Here is a 21,671-nt window from a genome sequence, read left to right on the forward strand (position 1 = left end):
ACCGTGCCAGGAGAGGAATGATGAAGGTTCGTCCGCTTAACGCCGTGCGCATGTCCGCCGCCAGCCTGCTGGCAGCCAGTTCGATGTTTGCGCTCGGCGTCACCCCGGCCCTTGCGCAGGACGCTTCGGCGCAGGCCGATTCCCCCAACGATGCCGAGATCATCGTGACCGCGGTGGCACGCGGGCAGAACCGGCTGGATTCCTCGGTTTCCGTCAGCTCGCTCAATGCCGAACAGCTGCAGCAGACCACGCCGCGTTCGGTCGCCGAACTGTTCCGCAACATTCCCGGCATCCGGTCGGAAAGCTCGGGCGGCGAAGGCAACGCCAACATCGCGGTGCGCGGCCTGCCGGTCGCCTCGGGCGGCGCCAAGTTCCTGCAGCTGCAGGAAGACGGGCTGCCGATCCTGGAATTCGGCGACATCACGTTCGGCAATGCCGACATCTTCCTGCGTTCGGACTTCAACATCGCGCGCGTCGAAGCGGTGCGCGGCGGTTCGGCTTCGACCTTCGCCTCGAACTCGCCGGGCGGCGTCATCAACCTGATCTCCAAGACCGGGGAACAGGAAGGCGGCGCGGTGCAGGCGACGGTCGGCCTCGATTATGGCGAATACCGCGTCGATGCCGATTACGGCGGCAAGATCAGCGACAGCCTGCGCTTCCACGTCGGCGGCTTCTACCGCCAGGGCGAAGGACCGCGCCGCGCCGGCTATGACGGCAACCGCGGCGGCCAGATCAAGTTCAACGTGACCAAGGACTTCGCCGGCGGCTACGTGCGGCTCTACGGCAAGTACCTGAATGACCGGGCCATCGGCTATCTGCCCAATCCGGTGCGCGTGACCGGCACCAACGCCAACCCGGTCTATACCAACCTGCCCGGCTTCAGCATCAACGAGGATACGCTGCATTCGCGCTATTTCACGCGCAACGTCACGCTGGACGGCAACAACAACCTGGTGGCCGACGACATCCGCGATGGCCAGCATCCGGTGGTCAAGGCCGTGGGCCTCGAAAGCAAGTTCGACGTCGGCGGCGGCTGGTCGGTGATGGAACGCTTCCGCTATTCGGCGATTTCGGGCCGGTTCATCTCCAACTTCCCCTCGTCGGTCGACACGTCGGGCGCGGTGGCCACCAGCCTGGGCGGCGCGGGTGCCTCGGCGGTCTATTTCAACGGCCCCAACGCCGGGCAGGCAGTGGCTGCGAACACCTATCTCGCCAACATCGTCGTGTTCGACACCAAGCTGAACAGCCTGGACAACATCACCAACGATTTCCGCCTGACCAAGGACTTTGACCTGGGCGGCGGCAAGCTGACGGTGACCGGCGGCTTCTACAAGTCGCGCCAGACGATCGATACCGACTGGCTGTGGACCTCGGCCGTGATGGAAGTGAAGGGCGGCGGCAACGCGGCGCTGGTCAACATCGTCAACGGATCGGCCCAGCTCGTCACGCAGGACGGGTTCTATGGCTATGGCGCGCGCTTCTTCGGCAATTGCTGCCGCCGCAGCTACCGCCTGAGCTACGACACCAATGCGCCGTTTGCCGCGTTCACCTGGAACAAGGAGGCGCTGACCCTGGATGCCAGCGTCCGCTACGACATCGGGCAGGCGCGCGGGTTCGTCGCCGGCGCGGATCTGGGCGGTGGCCGCAACGGCATCACCAGCTTCGACATCAACGGCAACGGCGTGATCTCCGGCCCCGAAACGCAAGTCGCGGTGATCCCGCTGGGCAGCCCGGCTCCGGTGCACTACAACTACCATTACGCCTCGTACTCGCTGGGCGTGAACTATCGCGTGCGCGACGATCTGGCGCTGTTTGCCCGTTACAGCCGCGGCGGCCGCGCCAATGCCGATCGCCTGACGTTCGGCCCGGCGATCCGCAACACCGATGGCAGCCTGGTCAATTCCAGCGCCGCCGTCGATTTCGTGCGGCAGGCCGAAGGCGGCGTGAAGTACCGCTCGGGCGGGGTCGCGCTCTACGTGACCGGGTTCTACGCCACCACCGAGGAACAGAACTTCGAGGCGACCACGCAGCGCTTCCTCGATCGCAAGTACCGTTCCTATGGCGTGGAACTGGAAGGCAGCATCCGCAAGGGGCCGTTCCAGCTCAACGCGGGCGGCACCTGGACTCACGCTCGGATCACCTCCGATGCGCTCGATGCCACGGTCGTCGGCAACACGCCGCGCCGGCAGGCCAGCTTCGTGTACCAGATCAGCCCGGAAGTGAACCTCGACAAGGTATCGTTCGGCGCCAACGTCGTGGGTACCACCAGCAGCTACACGCAGGACAGCAACCAGCTGAAGCTGCCGGCCTATACCACGGTCAACGCCTTCCTGCAGGTGCGTCCGATCGAGCGCCTGCAACTCTCGGTGAACGCCAACAACCTGTTCAACGCAAAGGGCTTCACCGAAGCGGAAGATGGCGCGATCCCGGCCAACGGCATCGTGCGGGCCCGTTCGATCAACGGGCGCACGATCTCGGCCTCGGCACGCATCTCGTTCTGATCTCCCTGCCTCGGGCCGGCCTAATGCGCCGGCCCGATTTTTCTTCTTTCGATCGGACCAGACCGATGCCTTGTTTCCGCTGGCTGCCCGAACACGTCGCGGGAATCGCCGCACATCCCCAGCCGCAGGCGCGCCCTTTCACCCGCGCCGAAGCGCCCCGCATAGCCGCCGACTTGGACCTGTGGGACCATTGGCCGGTGCTGGAAGCCAACGGCGATGTCGCCGCGATCGCGGGCGGGGCACTGGTGATCTTTCTTGCCGCACCCGTCCTCGCCGATCCCGAAGATCGCCATGCACAGGCACGGCTGTGGCTGTTCCACCGCACCCCGGCAGGCTGGCGCGATCTTGGTCCCGTGTTCGCCGACGGATTTTCCCCCGGCAGCCGCGAATGGTCCGGCACGGCGATCGTCGATCGCGCGCATAGCCACGTCACGCTGCATTTCACCGCCGCCGGCGTGCGCGGCGAACCGGCGATCACGTTCCGCCAGCGCCTGTTCGCGGCCCGCGCCGCGCTGACGGTCACGGATGGCGTGCCCGCACTGTCCGGCTGGACTACCCCTGTCGAAACGCTGCGCCCCGATGGCGTGGACTACATGATCGATCTGGAAGGAACCGGCGCGGTGGGCGCGATCAAGGCGTTCCGCGATCCGTTCGTGTTCGAAGATCCCGCGTCGGGGCAGACCCGCCTGCTTTTCGCCGGTTCCCGCATGGGATCGGATTCGGACTGGAACGGCGTGGTGGGCGCGGGTACGTTGCAGGAAGACGGCACGTGGCGGCTGGACCCGCCGCTGGTCAGCGCCGATGGATTGAACAACGAACTGGAACGGCCCCACGCGATCATGCACCAAGGTCTGGTCTATCTGTTCTGGTCCACCCAGCGCAAGGTCTTCGCGGCCGGCGGACCGTCCGGTCCTACCGGTCTCTATGGCGTTGTGGCACCGGGCATCGACGGCCCATGGACGCCGATCAACGGCACGGGACTGGTCTTCGGCAATCCCGATTCCGCTCCGTTTCAGGCCTATAGCTGGCAGGTGCTGCCCGATCTTTCGGTGTGGAGCTTTGCCGATCTCGTCGGTCTTGCCGAGCTGCCGCCGTCGACCGAGGCGGCCCGGGCAGCCTTTGGCGGCACCGCAGCGCCCGTGGTCCGGCTGGCGCTGGACGGCAACCGCGCGAGCCTTGCCGCATGAGTGATGCACCACTCATCGCCGGGGTCGAGCTGGGCGGCACCAAGTGCATCGCCGTGGTCGCGCGCGGGACCGAGATTCTGCGCGAACGCCGCCTGCCGACGACCGATCCCGCAACCACGCTGGCGGGGCTGTCCGAAGCGCTTGCGGAATGGCAGGCCGAGATGCCGTTCACCGCGCTGGGCATTGGCACGTTCGGCCCGGCGCGCGTATCGCCCGAGGCGGCGGACTGTGGCCAGATACTTCCCACGCCCAAGCCCGGATGGACCGGCGCGCGGGTGCTGGACCACTTCGCCGATCGCTTCGCCGTACCCATGGCATTCGATACCGATGTCGGCGCGGCGGCCCTCGCGGAAGGACGCTGGGGACGCGCGCGCGGGTGTTCGACCCATGCCTATGTCACGGTCGGCACCGGCATCGGCATCGGCATCGTGGCCAATGGGCAGGTGTTGCACGGCGCCTTGCACCCCGAGGCCGGGCACCTGCGTGTGCGCCGCCGCCGCGACGATGCTTTCGCCGGGGTCTGCCCGTTCCACGGCGATTGCCTGGAAGGGCTGGCCTCCGGCCCCGCCATCGCTGCGCGCATCGGTGGCGATGCCACGCATATCGCCGATGACCATCCGGTCTGGTCCGATGTCGGCGCAGAGCTGGGCGAACTGATGGCCACGCTAATACTGACCGTATCGCCCGAATGCATCGTGATCGGCGGTGGCGTGGGCGGCGGACGCCCGGCGCTGCTCGACCGCATTCGCGATGCCACGGCCGGGGCGCTCGCCGGCTATGTTCCCGGCGCCGATCGCGCGGCGCTGGAAACGCTGATTGGCCCGCCGGGGCTGGAGGCACGCGCCGGCCCCATGGGCGCGCTGGCCCTCGCGCTCTCGACACTCGATTGACACGCTGACGCGGCTCCCGCAAACGTTCGCACAAATGTCGGCCAGGTCGCGCACGATCGTCCGGGCAAGCGTGCGGAGCAAGTGATGGACCGGGACAACGAGAGCGAGGAGCCACCGGCCCGCGTCCGCAATATCGTGGAACTGGCGCGGATCGCCGGCGTTTCGGCGAGCACCGTCTCGCGCGCGCTCGCTGGCAACCCGCTGATCAAGGCGAACACGCGCGAACGGATACAGGCGCTGGCGGAAAAGCACGGCTTTCGGCTGAACCAGATGGCCAGCAAGCTGCGCACGCGGGAAACCCGCGCGATCGGCGTGGTCGTGCCGCTGGGGCACGAACGGCGACAGCACATTTCCGATCCGTTCTTCATGACCATGCTGGGCCATCTGGCCGATGGCCTGACCGAATCCGGATACGACCTGATGCTGTCGCGCGTGCTGCCCGATACGCCGGGCTGGCTTGATGACATCGTTGACTCCGGGTTGCTCGACGGCGTGCTGATCATCGGGCAATCGGATCAGCTCGATGCGATCGAACAGGTCGCGCAGCGCTATCGTCCTCTGGTGGTCTGGGGCCAGCAGACTCCGGGCTACCAGCAATGCACGATAGGGTCGGACAATCACGCGGGTGGCAAACTGGCCGCCCGGCACCTGATCGCCAACGGGCGCACACGACTGGCCTTCCTGGGTGACATTCGCCCGCCCGAGATCGCCGCGCGCTTCGCCGGCGCCAACGCTGCGGTGCAGGAAGCCGGCCTGCCCGCGCTGGAAGCGCTGCCGGTACACTTGAGCGGCGAACAGGCGCAGGAAGATATTGCCACCCGGATCCGCAGGATCGGACGCACGCTGGACGGGATCGTCTGCGCGTCCGACGTGATCGCGATGACCGCGCTGCGCGCGCTAGCGGACGAGGGCCTCGCCGTCCCGCAGGACATTGCCGTTACCGGCTTCGACGATCTGCCGATCGCGGCGCAGACGGTTCCCCGGCTGACATCGGTGCGGCAGGACATCGCCCGGGGCGCGGGCATGATGATCGGGGCACTCGCCGCCCGGCTGCGGGGCGAAGACAGCCCGTCGGTCCGGATGACGCCCGAACTGGTCGTGCGCGACAGCGCGTAGCGTTAGCCGCTTCTTGTATCGAAAGCTGCCGTAAGATGGCGCAGCTTGTCCGGATTGCGAACGATGTAGATCGCCGAGATCCGCCCATCGCGCACGTCGAGCGCGGTCGTCTGCGGCACGTCGCCTCGATCGACACTGATATACCCCGGCAGGCCATCGATCGTGGCGGTGCGCAGGAGCGTCGGCATCGACGCATTTTTGCGCTTGAGCCCGGCGAACAAGCGCAGTGCCCGATCGATCCCCCGCACGACATTGCGGAAGGCAATCACCTTGCCGCCCCCATCCGAATAAATCGCGACGTCGCGCGCGAGCAGCGCCGACAACGCGTCCGCGTCGCCCTCGCGCGAAGCGGTGAAGAAGGCCCGAGCGATCCGGTCAGCCTCGCTCGCGTCCACCGTGAAACGCGGGCGCGCATCCCGCACGTGTTTGCGCGCGCGCGAGGCAAGCTGGCGGACCGCGGCCGGCTCGCGCCCCAATGTCGTGGCGATATCGGTCAGCGCCACGCCAAACACGTCGTGAAGCAGGAAGGCGGCGCGTTCCAGCGGGGACAGGCGCTCCATCGCCAGCATCAGGGTCAGCGTCAGGTCATCGGCGATCGTCTCTTCAGGCTCGGTGGTTTCCATCAGCGGTTCGGGCAACCAGGCTCCGATATAGGTTTCCCGGCGAACACGGGCGGACTTGAGCTGATCGAGGCAAAGGCGGGTGACGATACGGGTCAGATAGGCAGCCGGAGCATCCACGCTTTCCACTTTTGCCGCCCACCGAAGCCATGCCTCCTGAACGATATCCTCCGCTTCGCTGACAGAGCCGAGCATACGGTATCCCAAGCGCAACAACCGTGGCCTTTGAGCCTCGAAATCAGCGGCATATTCATCCCTGCTCGGCACGCGCGTCCTCCACCGAGTGCGGTCGGCACCTCTCCCGTGCGGTATCGCGCCATGCCCACAGCGCAAGCGCGGTCGTCAGTATAGCCGGCAAGGTCACCGCGGGAAAATCCCGGACGAGTGCGCCGGTGCCGCAGATGCCAACCGCCACTTCCCAAAAGTGGAACAGGGCATGGCCCGCCAGCCAGAACGCGGCGGCGGACCAGAGCGGAAGACGCGCCGCCGGCCGCGCGACGCCTGCAAGCATCGCTATCGCGACCAACAGGAAAATCAGCCCGATGTCGCGCACGAAATGCTGGTTGAACGGGCCGGTGGTGGTGACACCGGGCACCGCGAAGTACCATCGGGCGGGCGAGAGCAGCATGAAAAGACCGTTGACGGCGGCTCCGATGCCGAGCGCCGCGGCGAGCGCGAGCGGCAAGCCCCGGCTCATGCCCCCCACTCAACGGATTGAGCCGCGCGCCGATGGCCCTGCGCTTGCGGAAGGATGACGAGAGGCTGACCGATCCGTCGCGCGCCGCCGACGATAACAGACTTCATGTTCGTGTCTCCCATGCGCAATGCTTGTTTGCATGACGAGATGGCCGCGGCCGGTGTGACATGGGCGATGGCGAAATGAAAAAATATGCGCCGCTGATGCTCGATATCGTGATCCCGCCCGGCTTCCAGAGCAAGGATAGTGACTGGTCTGCCGATGACGTCCGTGCCGAAATGGGCCTTCGCATGGCCAGGGAGGTCGCGGCGATGCCTCTCCGGATATTCAGGCGGTGCCGCCCGCGGCGTCCTTCGCTGCACTGGCCGGACGTCAAGGCGTTACCGTCTTGGCACTGCGATTGGGCAACTGGTGCCGGCAAAAGCTTCTACCAGGATCGACCGGAGCGTGCCTTTTAGGGGGCCATGGAAGGAATCCGAGAAACAGGCGTCGGATCAAATCCGGCGATAGGCATACATGCTGGTCTCGTATGGAAAGGCGACCACTTTGCCGTCGGCCAACTCAGGCGTCCGCGCGATGAGCCGGCGCACTTCGCGTTCCACCTTGGAACGCTCCCCACTCGGCAGCGCCGCAATGAAGCTTACTGACAGCGTGCGCTTGAGCACGACGTCTTCCGCCGTACCGACATGGCTGTTGCGGACATGGCGTTCGCCGATGGGCGCCAGGCCGGGCGTCGGAAAGGCTTGGCGCCATGTCCCGGTCCTGTAGCGCGGCGTGTCGCCTTCGCGGCGATTGGTGATCTCCGAAAGAGCGGCCACCCAGGGCACATCCTCGTCGCGTCCGTTCCAGATCAGGCCCAGCACGCCGCCCGGAACAAGCACGCGGCGCATTTCCGCAACCGCGGCAGGCGTTGCGAACCAGTGAAAGGCCTGCGCGCAGACCACCGCGTGTACCGAAGCGTCGGGCAACGGGATGGCGTCTGCCAGCCCCGCCAGTGTCAAAACGTCAGGATGGGTCCGGACCAGTTGCTCCCGCATCTCGGGAATGGGTTCTAGCGCGATGATCTCGCAACCCGTCTGTTGCAGGATCGGGATGAACTTGCCGGTACCCGCGCCGACCTCCAGCGCCTTGCGACCGGGGCCGAGATCCAGCACTTCGCGCAACCACGTCACCGCCTCGGGTGGATAGCCGGGGCGCCCGGCCACATAAGCCATGGCGCCGCTATGATAGCCCTTCGACTTGTCATGGATCGGCATGGCCCAATGTCTCGTTCTTCGTCGCGCTGGCGGGTGTATCGCGGAACCCTGAGGATAGCGCGGCAGTGCTGGAGACGCCATCATTCGCGATCAACGCGCTCCGGCCAGCGCGACGGCGTCCGCTCCCGCCGGGAAGTGCAGTTGCCCGTCGGTATCATGCACGGCGCGCCACACGCCTTCGGCGACATCGCTTTCCCTGGTTGTCAGGGCAGGAGTGCCGAAGGCCTCCATGATCGGCTTTGCGAAGCCGGCATAGGCGTCCGGAATCAGCTGATCGACCGGCATGACGGCGTTGGACGCAAACCGCGTGGTGGGCGCATAGCCAGGTTCCACCAGTTTCGTGCGGATGTTGAAGTAAGCCAGTTCATGCGCCAGCGACCCGGTGAACCCCTCGATCGCCTGCTTGCTGGCGGTATAGGCGGCAGCAAGCGGGAAGGCGCCGAGCGTGACGCTGGAGGTGACGTTGACGATCGTGCCAGCGCGCCGCGCGCGCATCTGGGGAATGACTGCCTGGCACATCGCCATCACGCCGATTGTGTTGGTATCGAAGAGCTGGCGCACAAGCGCCATGGGCGTCGCTTCGAAGGCGCCAACCGCGCCGATGCCCGCATTGTTCACCAACACGTCGATTTGGCCTGCGGCCTCGATCAACGATGCGATGCTGGCGGCGTTCGTCACGTCGAGCGGCAGTACGCGCAACTGGCGCGTATCGCCATCGAACGCCGCAGCCTCGGGGCGGCGCATCGTCGCGATGACATGCCAGCCCTGCTCCAGAAAGTGTTCTGCGATTGCCTTGCCATAGCCTGACGAAGTGCCGGTGATGAGGATCGTCCTGGTCATGTGCCTGTCTCCTGCGGTGGCGCTGGCAAGGACATAGACGGAGGCGACGATACGATATATAATCATAGCACCAATAATCATTATTGATCGTCTAAATGGACCCCTTGAGCGACATGATCACCCTGCTTCGACCCAGAGCGGCCGTTTCAAAGCCGATCTCCGGTCGGGGCTCGTGGGGCGTTCGTTATGAGGCCCACGACGCACCCGGCTTCACCATCGTTCTTGCCGGGCAGGCCTGGCTGAGCTTTGTCGGGGAGGAACCTCTCCGTCTCGCGCAGGGCGATTTTCTACTGCTGCCGACGACGCCGGCCTTTTCGCTAAGCAGCGAGCCGGGGGTGCGATGCGATCCTGTTGCGCCGCGCGCCGAGGCGGTCCGGCACGGCGAGCAGGACGGCGAACCGGATTTCATCGCTCTGGGCGGCAGCTTCGCGTTCGAGCGGGTCAATGCACCGCTGCTTCTCTCCTTGTTGCCGGAGCGTATCCATATTCCCGCCGCTGACGGGAAGGCGACGCGTTTCGGTCGGCTGATCGCTATGCTCGCCGAGGAATGCGCCAGTGATGATCCCGGCAAGGACCTGATGCTCCGGCGGATGTTGGACGCGCTGCTCATCGAGGCGCTGCGGTCGCACGATGTAGGGGAGGATGGCGTGGTCGCGGGCCTGCTGAACGGCCTGCGCGACCCGGCGCTCGCCCGCGCGCTTCAGGCGATCCATGCAGACGTCCGGGCGGGCTGGACCGTTGCTGGTCTCGCCGTCGTCGCCGGCATGTCGCGCTCGGCCTTCTCGGCCCGGTTCGGAGAGATCATGGGCTGCGCGCCGATCGAATATCTGGCGCGTTGGCGCATGGCGATCGCGAAGGAGGCACTCGCACAGGGTACCAAGTCGCTCGATCGGATCGCCGACGAGATTGGCTATGAATCGGCAAGCGCATTCAGCACGGCTTTCCGCAAGCGGCTGGGCTGCCCACCCGGTAGATTTGCGCGTGAGGCAGCCCTTTAGGTGACAACGCGCTGCTGGTCGTTGCGAACTGCCTTGCAGCACTCCGCGCTGGTCTCTCCGGAAAGCTGAGCCGAGGGAGATCGATTTACGGGTCACATACTACCCACGCTGCCGCCGCCCCCTATTTCAGCTTGGTGCGCCATGCGCTGGGTGATGCGGTCGAAGGCGACCACTTCTTCGACATCGTTGCCTCCGATATCGCCTGGGAGGTGCTTTATGACTTCCCCGGATGGCCGCCCTGACATCGGGGCGCGAGGCACTGATGAACGCTTTTCACGGCTATGTGCAGCATATCGCGCTGTCCTCCACGAGCGGCTTGGTCGTCCACCGCGCCGACGACGGGCCGATCGGGCGATGTGAAGGTCGGCTTTGAAGGCGGCGGGCGACGCTGTAAGTTTGATGAAGTCACGTCACGACAGGCATCCCATGTCGCCAAGTGTGGTTCTTACCGCAAGGGCGAGCGGCGTATGCGGCTCGGCGCCGAGCGTGGCGACCAGACGGGCATTGTTAAGGCGGATCGCCCGCTGCCAGAGATAACGCATCTCCATCAGTTCGCGCGGGGTCACTGCGAAGAGGCCGGCAATGCGTAGCAACCACCAGGGGAAAGGGGCAACGCGTGCATTAGGCTCACCCAGTGCCTGTATGATCGCTTCGATCATCGCGGCGCCGGTAGCGTCCCAATGGCCGTCCATATGGAAGGTTTCGAAGCCTTGCGCGGTGTCGCGCTCAATCAGGCGCACCATGGTTTCGGCAACATCGGGCAGATAAGCCCATTGATGGCCCACTCCAGGCTCGCCGGGACTACGGATGACGCCTGGTCGCGCGCCCGGCTTGATCAGCCCCTGGGCGAACCAGCTGTTGGCAGCACCAGGGCCGAAGAAGTCACCCGCCCGCACGATGAGCGCGCGAATGTCTCCCGCCTCGGCGGCGCTGCGAAGCTTGTGCTCCATTTCCACCCGGATCGCCCCCTTGCGAGTCACAGGATGTTGGGGCGCAGCTTCGTCGATCAGCGGAAAGCTGTCGGGGCCGTAATTGTAAACGGTGCCGGGCAGCACCACCCGGGCTCTTTGCGCGCGAGCCGCAGCGATGCTGTTGTCCAACATTGGCAGGACCAGCTTGTCCCAATCGCGATAGCCGGGCGGGTTAACCGCGTGGACGATCAGTTTTGCGCCCGTCGCCGCTGCCGCTACGGTTGTGCTATCCATGGCATCCCCCGTCACCGGTATCACGTGACCTGGCAACCGCGCGAGGCTCTGCGCCCGGACGAGTGCGCGAACGCTCCATCCGCCCTCTGCCAGTCGCCGCGCGACCGCTCCGCCAATTCCTCCTGTCGCACCCAACACCAGAGCAATCCGTTCCATGTCAGCCTCCTTGTACGAGGCCCTCCTCATCGCCGGAACAAGCATACTACGAAATTGACGGAATGCGGCGATCAGCTATACGAAAATCAATGAATACTGAACCAAGCTGGGATTTATATCGCACCTTCGCTGCTGTGCTGCGGGAAGGATCGCTGTCAGCCGCCGCGCGCGTTCTTGGCCTGACGCAACCCAGTGTCGCCCGCCATATCGAGGCGCTTGAGCAGGCCGTGGGCGGTACGCTGTTTTTGCGCTCGCAACGGGGACTCTCGCCCACGGACCGTGCGCTGGCGTTGAAACCATATGCTGAAGATATGATCGCCACCTCGGCCGCCTTGTTGCGCACAGCCTCCGCCAACCGGGGAGAGATCGCGGGAACCGTGCGCATCACAGCCAGCGAGGTGGTTGCAACGGAACATCTGCCGCCCGTGCTTGCGTCGTTACGCCGCCGCCACCCCCGGTTGTCCATCGAACTGATGGCGAGCGATGCGATCGACGACCTGCTGCAACGCCGGGCCGACATCGCCATCCGCATGGTCGAACCGACCCAGCAAGCGCTGGTCGCGCGCAAGCTGGGCGTGCTGCAACTGGGCCTGTACGCCCATCGCGATTATCTCGACCTGCGGGGCATTCCAGGATCGATCGCTGACCTCATCGACCACGATCTGATTGGCGCAGACAGCAACGGAAACTTGTCACGCGCGGTGCTCGGCGCGCTGCCCGGCCTCGATCATGCGAATTTCGCGCTGCGAGTAGACAACACCGTCGTCCAACTTGCCGCCATCCGTGCCGGCTTCGGCATCGGCATTTGCCAGGTGGCGATTGCCGCGCGCGACGCCATGCTCGAGCGCATCCTGCCTGATGGTTTCGCCTTCGACTTACCGCTCTGGATCGTCATGCACGAGGGCCTGCGGAGCAACGAGCGATATCGCGCGGTCTTTGACGCTCTGGTGGAAGGGCTGGGGCATGGCGTATCCATGCCCACGGGCTCCTCACCGGTTGCTCGTTGATGATCATGAACCTGCGGCGGCTTTCGACGAGCCCTGCTTCGGCCGCGTATGGCCCGCTTTAAGGCGGGAATGGAAGATTCGCCCGCATCAATTCCGTTGTCGCAGCTTTGTTAGCGCTTGATCGAGGGCGGAAAGAAAGCGCGAGCGATCGGTTTTGCTGAAGGGGGCTGGTCCGCCCAGGTTCTCACCACCAGCGCGCAGATCGGACAGGATGGCCCGCATGGCGATGGCGTTACCGATTGAGGAACTCGTAAAGGGGTGGCCCGTCGGGGAAATGACCGTGGCCCCCAATTTCAGACAGCGGTCCGCCAACAGGATGTCTGCGGTGATCACAACCGTATCGCCGCCCGTGTTCTCGACGATCCAGTCGTCGGCCGCGTCGAAAGCGTCGCTCACGACTTTGCGCGCTATGAGCGGATCGGGCGGCACACGGATCGGGCTATTGCTGACCACAACCACCGGAAACTTGTAGCGGATCGCAACCTTGTAGGTTTCATCTTTCACCGGACAAGCGTCGGCATCGATCAGAATCTGCATCATGACGTGCCATAGCGCCATCGCGTCCGAATGACGACGATCTCATGCCGATAAACCGGCAGCCTTCAATGCACGCACGGCCGCCTTCGGAATTTGTGCGGCTCAGCCTGAAAGGCAGTTTCGGCGGCAGACGGGGCATCCAGCGTGGATGAACTTCAGGTGGCGCGGGCACATGCATAACCATGCACCATGCCTACGCCACCTGGATCGCGTATGTGCGGACTACTTCGGTGCGCCGAAGCGCTGGCGGAAGCCGGTCAGGTCGATCGTGAAATCCTCCTGATCATGGAACTGCGCGTCGGTCAGCCTGGGCTTCTCGACCGCCTTGTACCACGCGGCGTATTCAGCCGTGTCGCGGCTCTGCTTCTTGTAGGCGGTCGAATAAGTGCGCACGTGGATGGTCGGCACGGGCTTCGCCATGTCGAAGGTCATCAGGCGGAGCCAGCCATCGCCGATGCCCTCGCCCGGCTGCAGCTTCACGCCGGCGTCGATCGCGGTCTGACGCCGGTCCTGATAGTCCGACAGGACCTGCCACACCGGATGGCCCGCGCGGTTGTCATCGACGCGCATCGCCTGGCCGTGCTCGTGGCCGCACAGCATCAGGAATATCTGGTCGTGTTGGCTGATCAGCTTGTCCCACATCATCTGCGGATCGTTGTCCTCAGGATCGACCGCATGGTTGTCGATGATCGGGTTGGGCGCGCGGCGGCCTTCGTTGTCGAGGAAGTCGTGGGTCGAGATGATCGTCGGCAGACCGGGATGCTCGGCGATAATCTTCGCGGCCCATTCCAGCGAGGAATCGTGCGCGTCGAACTGCAGGCCGATGTGCAGGAACGTATAGCCGCCGGCGGTGAAGATCTGCGCGCTGTCCGCGCCGCCATCGTGGCTGGCGACGTACCACGGCTTGCCCTTGAAGAAGGGCTGGTCGGCGCCGAACAGCGAGCGGAAGTTGTCGAGCCCGCCGGCGTGCAGCACGCCCAGGCTCGACATGTCCTTGAACACGACGGCCGGCGGGTGGTTGGCGTCGGTCCACATCGCGTCGTGATCGTGGTTGCCGGGCACGACCGAGAACGGCACCTTGTCCGCGATCATCGCATAGCCCGCCCGTGCGGTCGGGATCTCGATGGTGGTCACCTTGGGCGTCGGCGCGAAGTGGCTGTCCATGATCGGGTTGGCCACGCGCTTGAAACCGCGCACGGCATGCGCTGGGTCCATCAGCAGCGTCTGGTGCTGCCACACATCGCCCAGCGCGGTGACGAAGGCGATGTCACCGCCGTTGGCCTCGAGATTGTCGGCGATGAACTTCATTTGCTCGAGGAACATCTTGTCCGCGTCGAACTTGAAGCCTTCGGCGGTCTGGTGGGTATAGTCGATGTAGTTCTGCGTGTCGGGGATCGCGGCGATGGTGAACGACAGATCCTTGGCGGATGCCGTCGCGGCGAACGCCAGCGCGGTCGCGGCCAGCAGGGTGGTGAAGCGCTTCATCGAATGCATCCTTTTCAGAAGTTGAACCGCAGCGTTGCGCCATAGGTCGCCGGATCGCCGAAGAAGGCGACGTAGGTGCCCGGCAGGATCGAGCCGTAGTTGAAGTAGTTGCTGGCATAGACCGCGTTCGTGACATTCCGGCCCCAGACCGAAAGATCCCACAGCCCATTCTTCTCCCGGACGCCCGCACGCAGGTTGAGCAGACCGTAGCCACCGGTCACCGTCAGGCGCGAATCGTCGAGCGAGCCGTAGAAGTGCGAGCGATACGAGAACTCGGCGCTGCCGTAGCCGACGAGGCCACGCCCCAGGTCGTGCTCGTACGTGCCGTTGACGCCCGTGGTCCACCGCGGCGCCCCCGCCACCGGACGCCCGCTGAGATCGCAGGTCGGCCGGCCGGTTGTTTCGATGGGGCACGGGCCGGCGGGGTAAGAGCGATACTTGGCGTCGTTATAGGCGACATAGCCGTGCAGCGTGAGGTTCTCGACGGGGCGCAGCGTCGCCTCGGCCTCCACGCCTTGTGCGCGCACGCGGCCGGCATTGGTGAGGAGCTGGACGACTTGTCCGTTCACTTCCTTGAGCACATTGGCCTGGTAGTTGCGGATCTCGGTGCGGAACAGGTTCAGGTTGAGCTGGATGCGGCGGTCCCACAACTCGCTCTTGATGCCGATCTCGTAATTGGTGGCGACTTCGGGCTCGACCTTGAGCGCATCGGCGCCGAGCCCTGTCGGCGGCAGCGTGGTGTTGAGCCCGCCCGCCTTCTGCCCGCGCGAAACGAGGCCATAGACCATCAGGCTCTCGCTCGGGTGGTAGTCGGTGCTGAAGAGGAACGAGGCAGCGGTATTCGAGATCGCGGCATGGATCGGTGCGGCCGCCTGGCTGGCGAGCGCGGTCACCGGCAGGCCCGTGGGGGCAGCGACGGGAATCGGGCGCGAGACATCCTCGCGCTTGGTCTCGTGCGTTTCGCGCAAGCCGACGGTGACATTCCATTTCGGCGTGACGTGCCAGTTGACCTGGCCAAAGCCGGCGATGCTGTGCGTCAACGGATTGGCCAGCGTATCCCAGCGGGTATTGTTGAACGCCAGCAGTCCGGCGATCTGCGGCGATACTTTCGCGTAGACCGGCAGCAGGGAATTGGGGATGCCCGAGAGCCACGCCGCCGCATCCTTGCCGTAGTTGAGGTGCTGGTCGGTCTCGACGTACTGGTTGAAATAGTAGAGCCCGACCAGCGCATCGACATTGCCCATGCGCGGCAGCGCGAGGCGCACCTCCTGCGTCCACTGGCGGTCCTGGATATAGTAGCCGCCGTAGATCACGTCGGCGCTGCTGCCCTCGGTGTCCGAATCCGAGCGATACTGCCAGTAGCGGAACGCGGTGATCGAGGTCAGCTTGAAGCCGCCGCCGAAGGTCCAGTCGATCTGCGCGGAGCCGGCGCCCTGCTTGGTGCCGGTGGCAACCGGCCCGTCGACAGCGGTGGTGCGCCCGGTCGGGTCGATCGCGATCTTCGCGCCGGTGGCGGTCAGCTTGGCCTGGATCGCCGCCGGGGTGAGGCCCATGCTCGGGATCACGGTAACCGCGCCCGAGCTTTGCTGCTCGCTCGAATATTCGCCGATCAGCCGAACGGACAGGTCATCGGTCGGTTTCCACAGCAGTTGCAGGCGCGCGCCGTCGCGGCCGAGGCCGCTGGTCTTCCTGCCGGTGGTGATATTGTCGACGATGCCGTCGCGCGTCGTGCGGTAGCCGGTGACGCGAAATGCCAGCCTGTCAGTGATCGGCCCGGTGAGCGAGCCCTGATATTGCTGGTAGTTGAAGTTGCCATAAGTGGCCTGGCCGCGCGCGCCCAGCGTGAAGCTCGGCGCCTCGGTGGTGATGTTGACCGCGCCGGCGGTAGTGTTCTTGCCAAACAGCGTGCCCTGAGGCCCGCGCAGCACCTCGATCTGCTGCACGTCGATCAGGTCGGTCGCGGCCATGCCCGGACGCCCGAGGTAGACACCGTCCAGGAACAGGCTGGCGCTGTTCTCCAGCCCGTCACTGCCAGGGTTGTTGCCCAGACCACGGATCGAAATGCTCGCCTGGTGGCCGTTGGTGACGACGACGTTGGCGCTGGGGACGAGCTGGTTGAGATCTTCCAGCCGGATGTGATCGTTGCGGCGCAGGTCCGCCCCGCCCACCGCGGTAATGGCGAGCGGCACGTCCTGCAGCCGCTCACGCGTCTTGCGCGCGGTGACGACGATGTCGTCGACCGGCGCGTCGGCGGCATCGGCGGCAGTTTCCCCTGCCATGGCACGGACAGGCATTGCGGCCAGCAAAGCCGCGCTGCACATCAGGTATTTTCGGCGATTCACAATGCGCCCCCTTCAGGTTGTGGCAATTTGTGAACGTTCGTGTATCGATATTAGATGACAGATTCGCGAAGGAACGAAGATGGCGGAGGATGTGTTGATGCGTGGCCGGGGGCGGCCGCGTGAGACCGAGAAAGACGAGGCGATCCGTCAGGCCACCTGGGCGCTGCTGGCGCGGGTCGGCTATGACGGCCTGACGTTCGAGGCGGTCGCCGAAGCGGCGGGGATCAGCCGCACCACGCTCTACCGGCGGTTCTCGGCCAAGAGCGAACTGGTGGCGAACGCGCTCTACGAGACCTCGCGCAAGATGGAGCGCGAGATGGTGTTCAGCGATGATCCGGCCACGGAACTGCTGGCGCACGTGCGCAATGCGCAGGCCTTCATGACGGGCGCGCGCGGACGGGCGGTGGTGACGATCACCGAAAGCGCCTCGCGCACGCCGGAGCTTGCGCACGCGACCGAAGCGGCGATGGCAGGGGACGAGCAACGCTTGCTAGGCGCGCTCAGCCGGTTGCGACCGCAGGCATCGCATGACAGGCTGCAACTTGCATTTAGCGTCATCGTTGGTGCGCTCATGTTCCACCAGGCCATGCGGGATGAAGAGATGCCGGCGAACGGCGCCCAGGCGCTGGTCGCTGCGGCTACGGCCGTGCTTGACGCTCCGGCATAGCCGAGGCGCGGGCATACCCCACTTTTCTCTCGGCACGGGCGGGGTACGTGGTACTCATGGATTTGCCGATAGACGTTCCGCCCAAGACCAGGGCCAGCTTGTCCCGGTGAACGTAAGACCGGTTCCGACGGGGCAATCGTCGATCGGAAACGATCGCTATTGAGGCGACTTGGGACAGCAGGCTAACCGCCCCGCGATCCGACAGGTGCCGACCACCTCCTGTCGTTCCGAAAGCGAACCTAAACGACCGTTTTTGCTGGATCTTGCCAAGGAAGCGCTCGGCACTCTTGACGGTTCCTCAGGCGGCGTGCGCCCGGCGCGTCGCCCGGCAGGGCGTGGAGCTCGATCCTCCGGGCAGCGCCGACTGGATCGCCCGTTTGCGGATCGTCTACGCAAAACGGTGAGCCTGGGCCAAATTGCTTCGCGGCGATCTTGCCGCAGCGGTTTGAAGGGATGACGGGCCGCCCTCACAGCGGCGATCATCCGTCACTGGCCATCCCGACCGCTCTGGAGTAATTGCCCTCCGGCCATGGCCTCTGCCGTGGCAGGCACGGCGAGGACGGCTGGCGTTCACGGAGCAGCCGCCTGAACCGTGAACCTATTCTGCGGCAGGTGCTCAGGGGGAATGCTTGAAACGGTCTGTAACCATTGTCGACATCGCCAAACACGCCGGCGTGTCTTTCAAGACCGTTTCCCGCGTTCTCAACGGAGCACCGACTGTGGCCGCAGAGCTGCGGGATCGCGTTGAACAGGCGATAAGGGACCTCGACTACAAGCCTAACAGGGCCGCCAGTCTCTTGCGCGGCGGCAAGTCCCATGCCCTTGGATTGATCATCGGATCGCATACGGAGATCCTCCACGCTTCCGAACCCGATCATCACATGCCAAGCTATGCTGCAGACGTGATACTGGGTTTGCTGCAGGCGTGCCATGCAGCAGAACATCATCTGGTCATCGAGAACATCTCGTCCGTGGATGCACGGATGTCGGGAGAAATGCTGCGCCGCTTTCTTGATCTGGTGAAGCTGGACGGCGTGATCCTGGTGCCACCGCTTTGCGATATCGCATGGGTGCTCGACCTGCTCGACAACGCGGCAATTCCGTTTGCTCGGATCAATCCCGGCCTCGATCTGGACCGCGGGCTGTGCTTCGTCATCGACAACAACAAGGCGGCGCACGACGTAGGAGAAGCCATTCTCGAAATGGGCCATCGGCGGATCGGTTTTATCGACGGCCCCGAAAGCCATACGGCCCAGCGCGAGCGCAAGATCGGCTTTCTCGACATCATCGGCAGCGTGGCCGGCGCCAGCGTGGAGGTGCGGCAAGGCGATTTCCTGTTCGCCTCTGGCTTCGAGATGGGGCACGAACTGCTGGCTCTGCCCAAGCGTCCAACCGCCATATTCGCCGCGAACGACGAAATGGCCGCCGGCGTGCTCGCGGCCGCCATCGAACGGGGAATAGACGTGCCGGGCCAGTTGTCGCTGGTGGGGTTCGGCGGGCTCGCCGTTTCCACCCATACCTGGCCCCGGATCGCCACGGTGCGGCAATCGACGATCGAAATTGCCCGGCTGGCGGGTAACAGCCTGATCGAGCGTGACACGCGAGACGGCGTGGCGTGGGACCGGGTCGTGACGATGCCTTACGAACTGGTGACCCGCCAGTCGATGGCCCCGGCGGTGCGCTGACAGCGACAGAAGCAACCATCAGTCCGTCCGCTGTTGACGCCGATTTTTCGCAACACTATGCGTTCGGGACAACGTTGTCCCGAATCGCTTTGCGTCAGTGGGCAAACAAATCGGACCGAACGCAATTCGGTCAGACAAGGGAGGGTGTCATGAATTATCGCCGCACGGTGCTGTCGCTTGGAAGCGTGGCGTTTTCGCTCGCGACGCCTCTTTCCGTGCATGCGCAACAGGTTCAGGATGGCGCGGCCGCGGATGGAGAAGCCGCCACCGGCGAGATCGTGGTGACCGCGCAAAAGCGCGAACAGAGCCTGCAAAAAGTCCCCGTTTCGGTTGCCGTGCTTTCGTCCACCGTGCTGGCGGACAACCGGATCAGCGGCCTGGAACAGCTTTCGCAGGTCTCGCCTTCGATCAACTTCACCAACAGCGCCAACACGCGCGGGCAAGGGTTGTCGATCCGCGGCATCGGCACGCTCAACTTCTCGGACGGTGTGGAACCATCGGTTTCGACGGTGGTCGATGGCGTGGTCATCGGCCGGTCGGCCGCCTCGTTCTTCGATTTCAACGACATCGAGCGCATCGAAGTCCTGCGCGGTCCGCAAGGCACGCTGTTCGGCAAGAATTCCTCGGCCGGCGCGCTCAACGTCGTCACCGGCAAGCCGGATCTTGACACGTCATCCCTGTCGGCCTCGGCCAGCTACGGCACGTTTAACGACGTTCGGCTGAAGGCCACCGCATCGGCGGTGCTGGATCAGGGCCGCGCAGCGCTGCGCCTCTCGGGCTTCCGCTCCACCGCCGACGGGATCATCACCAACACCGTCAACGGCCAGAAGCTCAACGGCAACAACAGCTGGGGCTTGCGCGGCAAACTGCTGTTCAAGCCGAGCGACGTTACCTCGATCTATCTCATTGGCGACTACGGCGAGAGCAACCGCAACTGCTGCACCTCCACCGTGCGCTCGGTGCTGCCGACGACCACCTACTACAACGGCCAGACGCGCGCCGCGCTGCTGGCCAGCCAGACCCTCGGGCCGATCAACCGGCAGGTGACGATCGATGGCGATTACTTCAACCGCCAGAAGACCGGCGGCGCCTCCGTCGAAATCAACACGGAACTCGGCGGCCAGACGATCACCTCGATCACGGCCTATCGCGAGTTCCGGGTTTTCGACAACAACGATCCCGATCTGGTTCCCCTGCCCGTCGTCAGCCTGAACAACGCCTTGCAGAAGCAGAAGCAGTTCACCCAGGAACTGCGGCTGACGTCGCCGGCCGGCAAGCCGATCGAATATGTCCTCGGCCTCTATTATTTCTGGCAGGACGTCACCACGCGCACGCAGGTGAAAGGCAATCTGACGGTCAATCTGCCCGCCGGGCAATACCTCGGCAACCAGGTCGATCGCGATATTACCACGAAGAACGTGGCCGCGTTCGGGCAGCTTACCGGCCATCTGACCGATACCCTCTCGCTGATCGGCGGCTTCCGCCTGACCTCGGAACAAGCGGTGGCACACTTCAACCGCACGGTGCTGCCGGGGGCGCTCGCGGCGATGCCCAGCCTGGGGGGACCGGCTTACGTCACGCCGACACTGAAGGCCACCGACACCGATTTCAGCTACAAGCTCGGCATCCAGTATCAGGCTTCGCCCGATGTGATGGCCTATGCCAGCTATACCCGCGGCTACAAGGGACCAGCGCTCAACCTGCTCAACAACCTGACTGCGGCAACGGTGAACGCGGGGCTGGCGGTGCTGAAGCCCGAGATCGCCCGCAATTGGGAAATCGGCCTGCGCACCACGCTGTTCGACCGGAAGCTGACGCTGAACGCGACTGGCTTCTACGAAACCTTCACCAACTTCCAGGCGCAGACCTACAGCGCGGTGCTGACCTCGTTCCAGCTGACCAACGCCGGCAAGCTCGTGACCAAGGGCGCGGAAATCGAGGCGATCCTGCGCCCGATGAACGGCCTCAGCCTTTCGGGCAATCTCGCGTTTACGGACACGGAAGTGCGCGGGCTGGTCGTCAGCTGCTATCCGGGGCAGACCGCCGCGCTCGGCTGCGTGACCAGCCGGCAGGACGTGACCGGCGAAGCGCTGACCAACGCCCCCAAGTGGGCCTATTCGCTGAACGCCAGCTACCGGACGGATATCGGCGACAATCTGCGCGGCGGTGCCAACCTGTCCTTCACCTACCGGTCGCGCACGCTGTTCAGCTTCCGCGATCCCAATACCGCCCAGCCCGGCTATGGCCTGCTAAACGGCAGGCTGTCGATCGAGACGCAGGACGGGCGCTACAGCCTTGCGGTGTTCGGCAAGAATCTCACCAACAAGCATTTCGCCACGCTCATAGGCACCGGACTGCTCGATACCTCGGCCACCGGCGCCGGCTATACCCAGTTGCTGACTCCGGACGCCTTCCGCACGTTCGGCGTCGAAGCGGCTGTTCACTTCTGATGCCTAGCGCGGAGAGCGTCGGCCCATGCGCC

The 21,671-nt window shown here is 64.9% G+C and carries 18 protein-coding genes and 1 pseudogene; 11 read left to right on the forward strand and 8 right to left on the reverse strand.

Annotation, left to right across the window (positions count from 1 at the left end):
* Positions 1-17: 17 nt before the first annotated feature.
* From NMD1_RS03590 to NMD1_RS03605, 4 genes are all read left to right on the forward strand, one after another.
* Positions 18-2,501, forward strand: a complete 2,484-nt coding sequence (locus NMD1_RS03590) for a TonB-dependent receptor domain-containing protein (protein ID WP_125953673.1) — start codon at positions 18-20, stop codon at positions 2,499-2,501.
* Positions 2,502-2,566: 65 nt separating this feature from the next.
* Positions 2,567-3,688 carry a glycoside hydrolase family 68 protein gene (locus tag NMD1_RS03595; protein WP_125953674.1) on the forward strand — a complete coding sequence of 374 codons (1,122 nt, stop codon included), beginning with the start codon at positions 2,567-2,569 and terminating at the stop codon, positions 3,686-3,688.
* Positions 3,685-4,578, forward strand: a complete 894-nt coding sequence (locus NMD1_RS03600) for an ROK family protein (RefSeq protein WP_125953675.1) — start codon at positions 3,685-3,687, stop codon at positions 4,576-4,578. The genes NMD1_RS03595 and NMD1_RS03600 overlap by 4 nt, the downstream gene beginning before the upstream one ends.
* 84 nt (positions 4,579-4,662) lie before the next feature.
* The gene (locus NMD1_RS03605) at positions 4,663-5,694 is read left to right on the forward strand and encodes a LacI family DNA-binding transcriptional regulator (protein ID WP_125953676.1); all 1,032 of its coding nucleotides are present in this window, start codon (positions 4,663-4,665) and stop codon (positions 5,692-5,694) included.
* Between the two features lie 2 nt (positions 5,695-5,696).
* Here NMD1_RS03605 and NMD1_RS03610 read toward each other — a convergent pair whose 3' ends face one another.
* Positions 5,697-6,581 (reverse strand): sigma-70 family RNA polymerase sigma factor, encoded by an 885-nt coding sequence (locus NMD1_RS03610; RefSeq protein WP_125953677.1) that lies wholly within the window; start codon positions 6,579-6,581, stop codon positions 5,697-5,699.
* Positions 6,565-7,011: a hypothetical protein gene (locus tag NMD1_RS03615; RefSeq protein ID WP_125953678.1), complete on the reverse strand. Its 447-nt coding sequence runs from the start codon at positions 7,009-7,011 to the stop codon at positions 6,565-6,567. The genes NMD1_RS03610 and NMD1_RS03615 overlap by 17 nt, the downstream gene beginning before the upstream one ends.
* Before the next feature lie 167 nt (positions 7,012-7,178).
* On the opposite strand from NMD1_RS03615, the gene NMD1_RS03620 reads away from it, so the two are divergent.
* Positions 7,179-7,469 carry a hypothetical protein gene (locus NMD1_RS03620; protein WP_125953679.1) on the forward strand — a complete coding sequence of 97 codons (291 nt, stop codon included), beginning with the start codon at positions 7,179-7,181 and terminating at the stop codon, positions 7,467-7,469.
* Positions 7,470-7,505: 36 nt separating this feature from the next.
* On the opposite strand, the gene NMD1_RS03625 is transcribed toward NMD1_RS03620, so the two are convergent.
* Both NMD1_RS03625 and NMD1_RS03630 read right to left on the reverse strand, forming a co-directional pair.
* Positions 7,506-8,267 (reverse strand): class I SAM-dependent methyltransferase, encoded by a 762-nt coding sequence (locus NMD1_RS03625; protein WP_125953680.1) that lies wholly within the window; start codon positions 8,265-8,267, stop codon positions 7,506-7,508.
* Positions 8,268-8,357: 90 nt separating this feature from the next.
* Positions 8,358-9,107, reverse strand: a complete 750-nt coding sequence (locus NMD1_RS03630) for an SDR family oxidoreductase (RefSeq protein ID WP_125953681.1) — start codon at positions 9,105-9,107, stop codon at positions 8,358-8,360.
* A 95-nt stretch (positions 9,108-9,202) separates the two neighbouring features.
* On the opposite strand from NMD1_RS03630, the gene NMD1_RS03635 reads away from it, so the two are divergent.
* Complete coding sequence (locus NMD1_RS03635; RefSeq protein WP_125953682.1) at positions 9,203-10,105, forward strand: AraC family transcriptional regulator; 903 nt, start codon at positions 9,203-9,205, stop codon at positions 10,103-10,105.
* A gap of 410 nt (positions 10,106-10,515) precedes the next feature.
* Here the strand turns inward: NMD1_RS03635 and NMD1_RS03640 are convergent, their stop codons facing one another.
* Complete coding sequence (locus NMD1_RS03640; protein ID WP_125953683.1) at positions 10,516-11,466, reverse strand: NAD-dependent epimerase/dehydratase family protein; 951 nt, start codon at positions 11,464-11,466, stop codon at positions 10,516-10,518.
* Positions 11,467-11,555: 89 nt separating this feature from the next.
* On the opposite strand from NMD1_RS03640, the gene NMD1_RS03645 reads away from it, so the two are divergent.
* On the forward strand, positions 11,556-12,473 hold the full coding sequence (locus tag NMD1_RS03645) for a LysR family transcriptional regulator (RefSeq protein ID WP_125953684.1): 918 nt from the start codon (positions 11,556-11,558) through the stop codon (positions 12,471-12,473).
* An 87-nt stretch (positions 12,474-12,560) separates the two neighbouring features.
* Here NMD1_RS03645 and NMD1_RS03650 read toward each other — a convergent pair whose 3' ends face one another.
* The 3 genes from NMD1_RS03650 to NMD1_RS03660 form a co-directional block, all read right to left on the reverse strand.
* A complete protein-coding gene (locus tag NMD1_RS03650) occupies positions 12,561-13,010 on the reverse strand; it encodes a YaiI/YqxD family protein (RefSeq protein ID WP_125953803.1) in 450 nt (149 codons plus the stop codon).
* Between the two features lie 222 nt (positions 13,011-13,232).
* Positions 13,233-14,495 (reverse strand): serine/threonine protein phosphatase, encoded by a 1,263-nt coding sequence (locus NMD1_RS03655; RefSeq protein ID WP_199558050.1) that lies wholly within the window; start codon positions 14,493-14,495, stop codon positions 13,233-13,235.
* A 14-nt stretch (positions 14,496-14,509) separates the two neighbouring features.
* A complete protein-coding gene (locus NMD1_RS03660) occupies positions 14,510-16,774 on the reverse strand; it encodes a TonB-dependent receptor (protein WP_158453899.1) in 2,265 nt (754 codons plus the stop codon).
* Positions 16,775-16,916: 142 nt separating this feature from the next.
* On the opposite strand from NMD1_RS03660, the gene NMD1_RS03665 reads away from it, so the two are divergent.
* The 4 genes and pseudogenes from NMD1_RS03665 to NMD1_RS03675 all read left to right on the forward strand — a co-directional run bounded on the left by NMD1_RS03665 (position 16,917) and on the right by NMD1_RS03675 (position 21,639).
* Positions 16,917-17,504: a TetR/AcrR family transcriptional regulator gene (locus NMD1_RS03665; RefSeq protein ID WP_125953687.1), complete on the forward strand. Its 588-nt coding sequence runs from the start codon at positions 16,917-16,919 to the stop codon at positions 17,502-17,504.
* A 629-nt stretch (positions 17,505-18,133) separates the two neighbouring features.
* Positions 18,134-18,274, forward strand: a pseudogene (locus NMD1_RS21745) (LacI family DNA-binding transcriptional regulator); the annotation flags it as partial.
* A 111-nt stretch (positions 18,275-18,385) separates the two neighbouring features.
* Positions 18,386-19,189 carry a substrate-binding domain-containing protein gene (locus NMD1_RS03670; protein WP_233497329.1) on the forward strand — a complete coding sequence of 268 codons (804 nt, stop codon included), beginning with the start codon at positions 18,386-18,388 and terminating at the stop codon, positions 19,187-19,189.
* 149 nt (positions 19,190-19,338) lie between these two features.
* Positions 19,339-21,639 (forward strand): TonB-dependent receptor, encoded by a 2,301-nt coding sequence (locus NMD1_RS03675; RefSeq protein WP_125953689.1) that lies wholly within the window; start codon positions 19,339-19,341, stop codon positions 21,637-21,639.
* Positions 21,640-21,671: the final 32 nt, after the last annotated feature.

Origin of the sequence: Novosphingobium sp. MD-1, from assembly GCF_001014975.1 — a bacterium.
Classification (GTDB): Bacteria; Pseudomonadota; Alphaproteobacteria; order Sphingomonadales; family Sphingomonadaceae; genus Novosphingobium.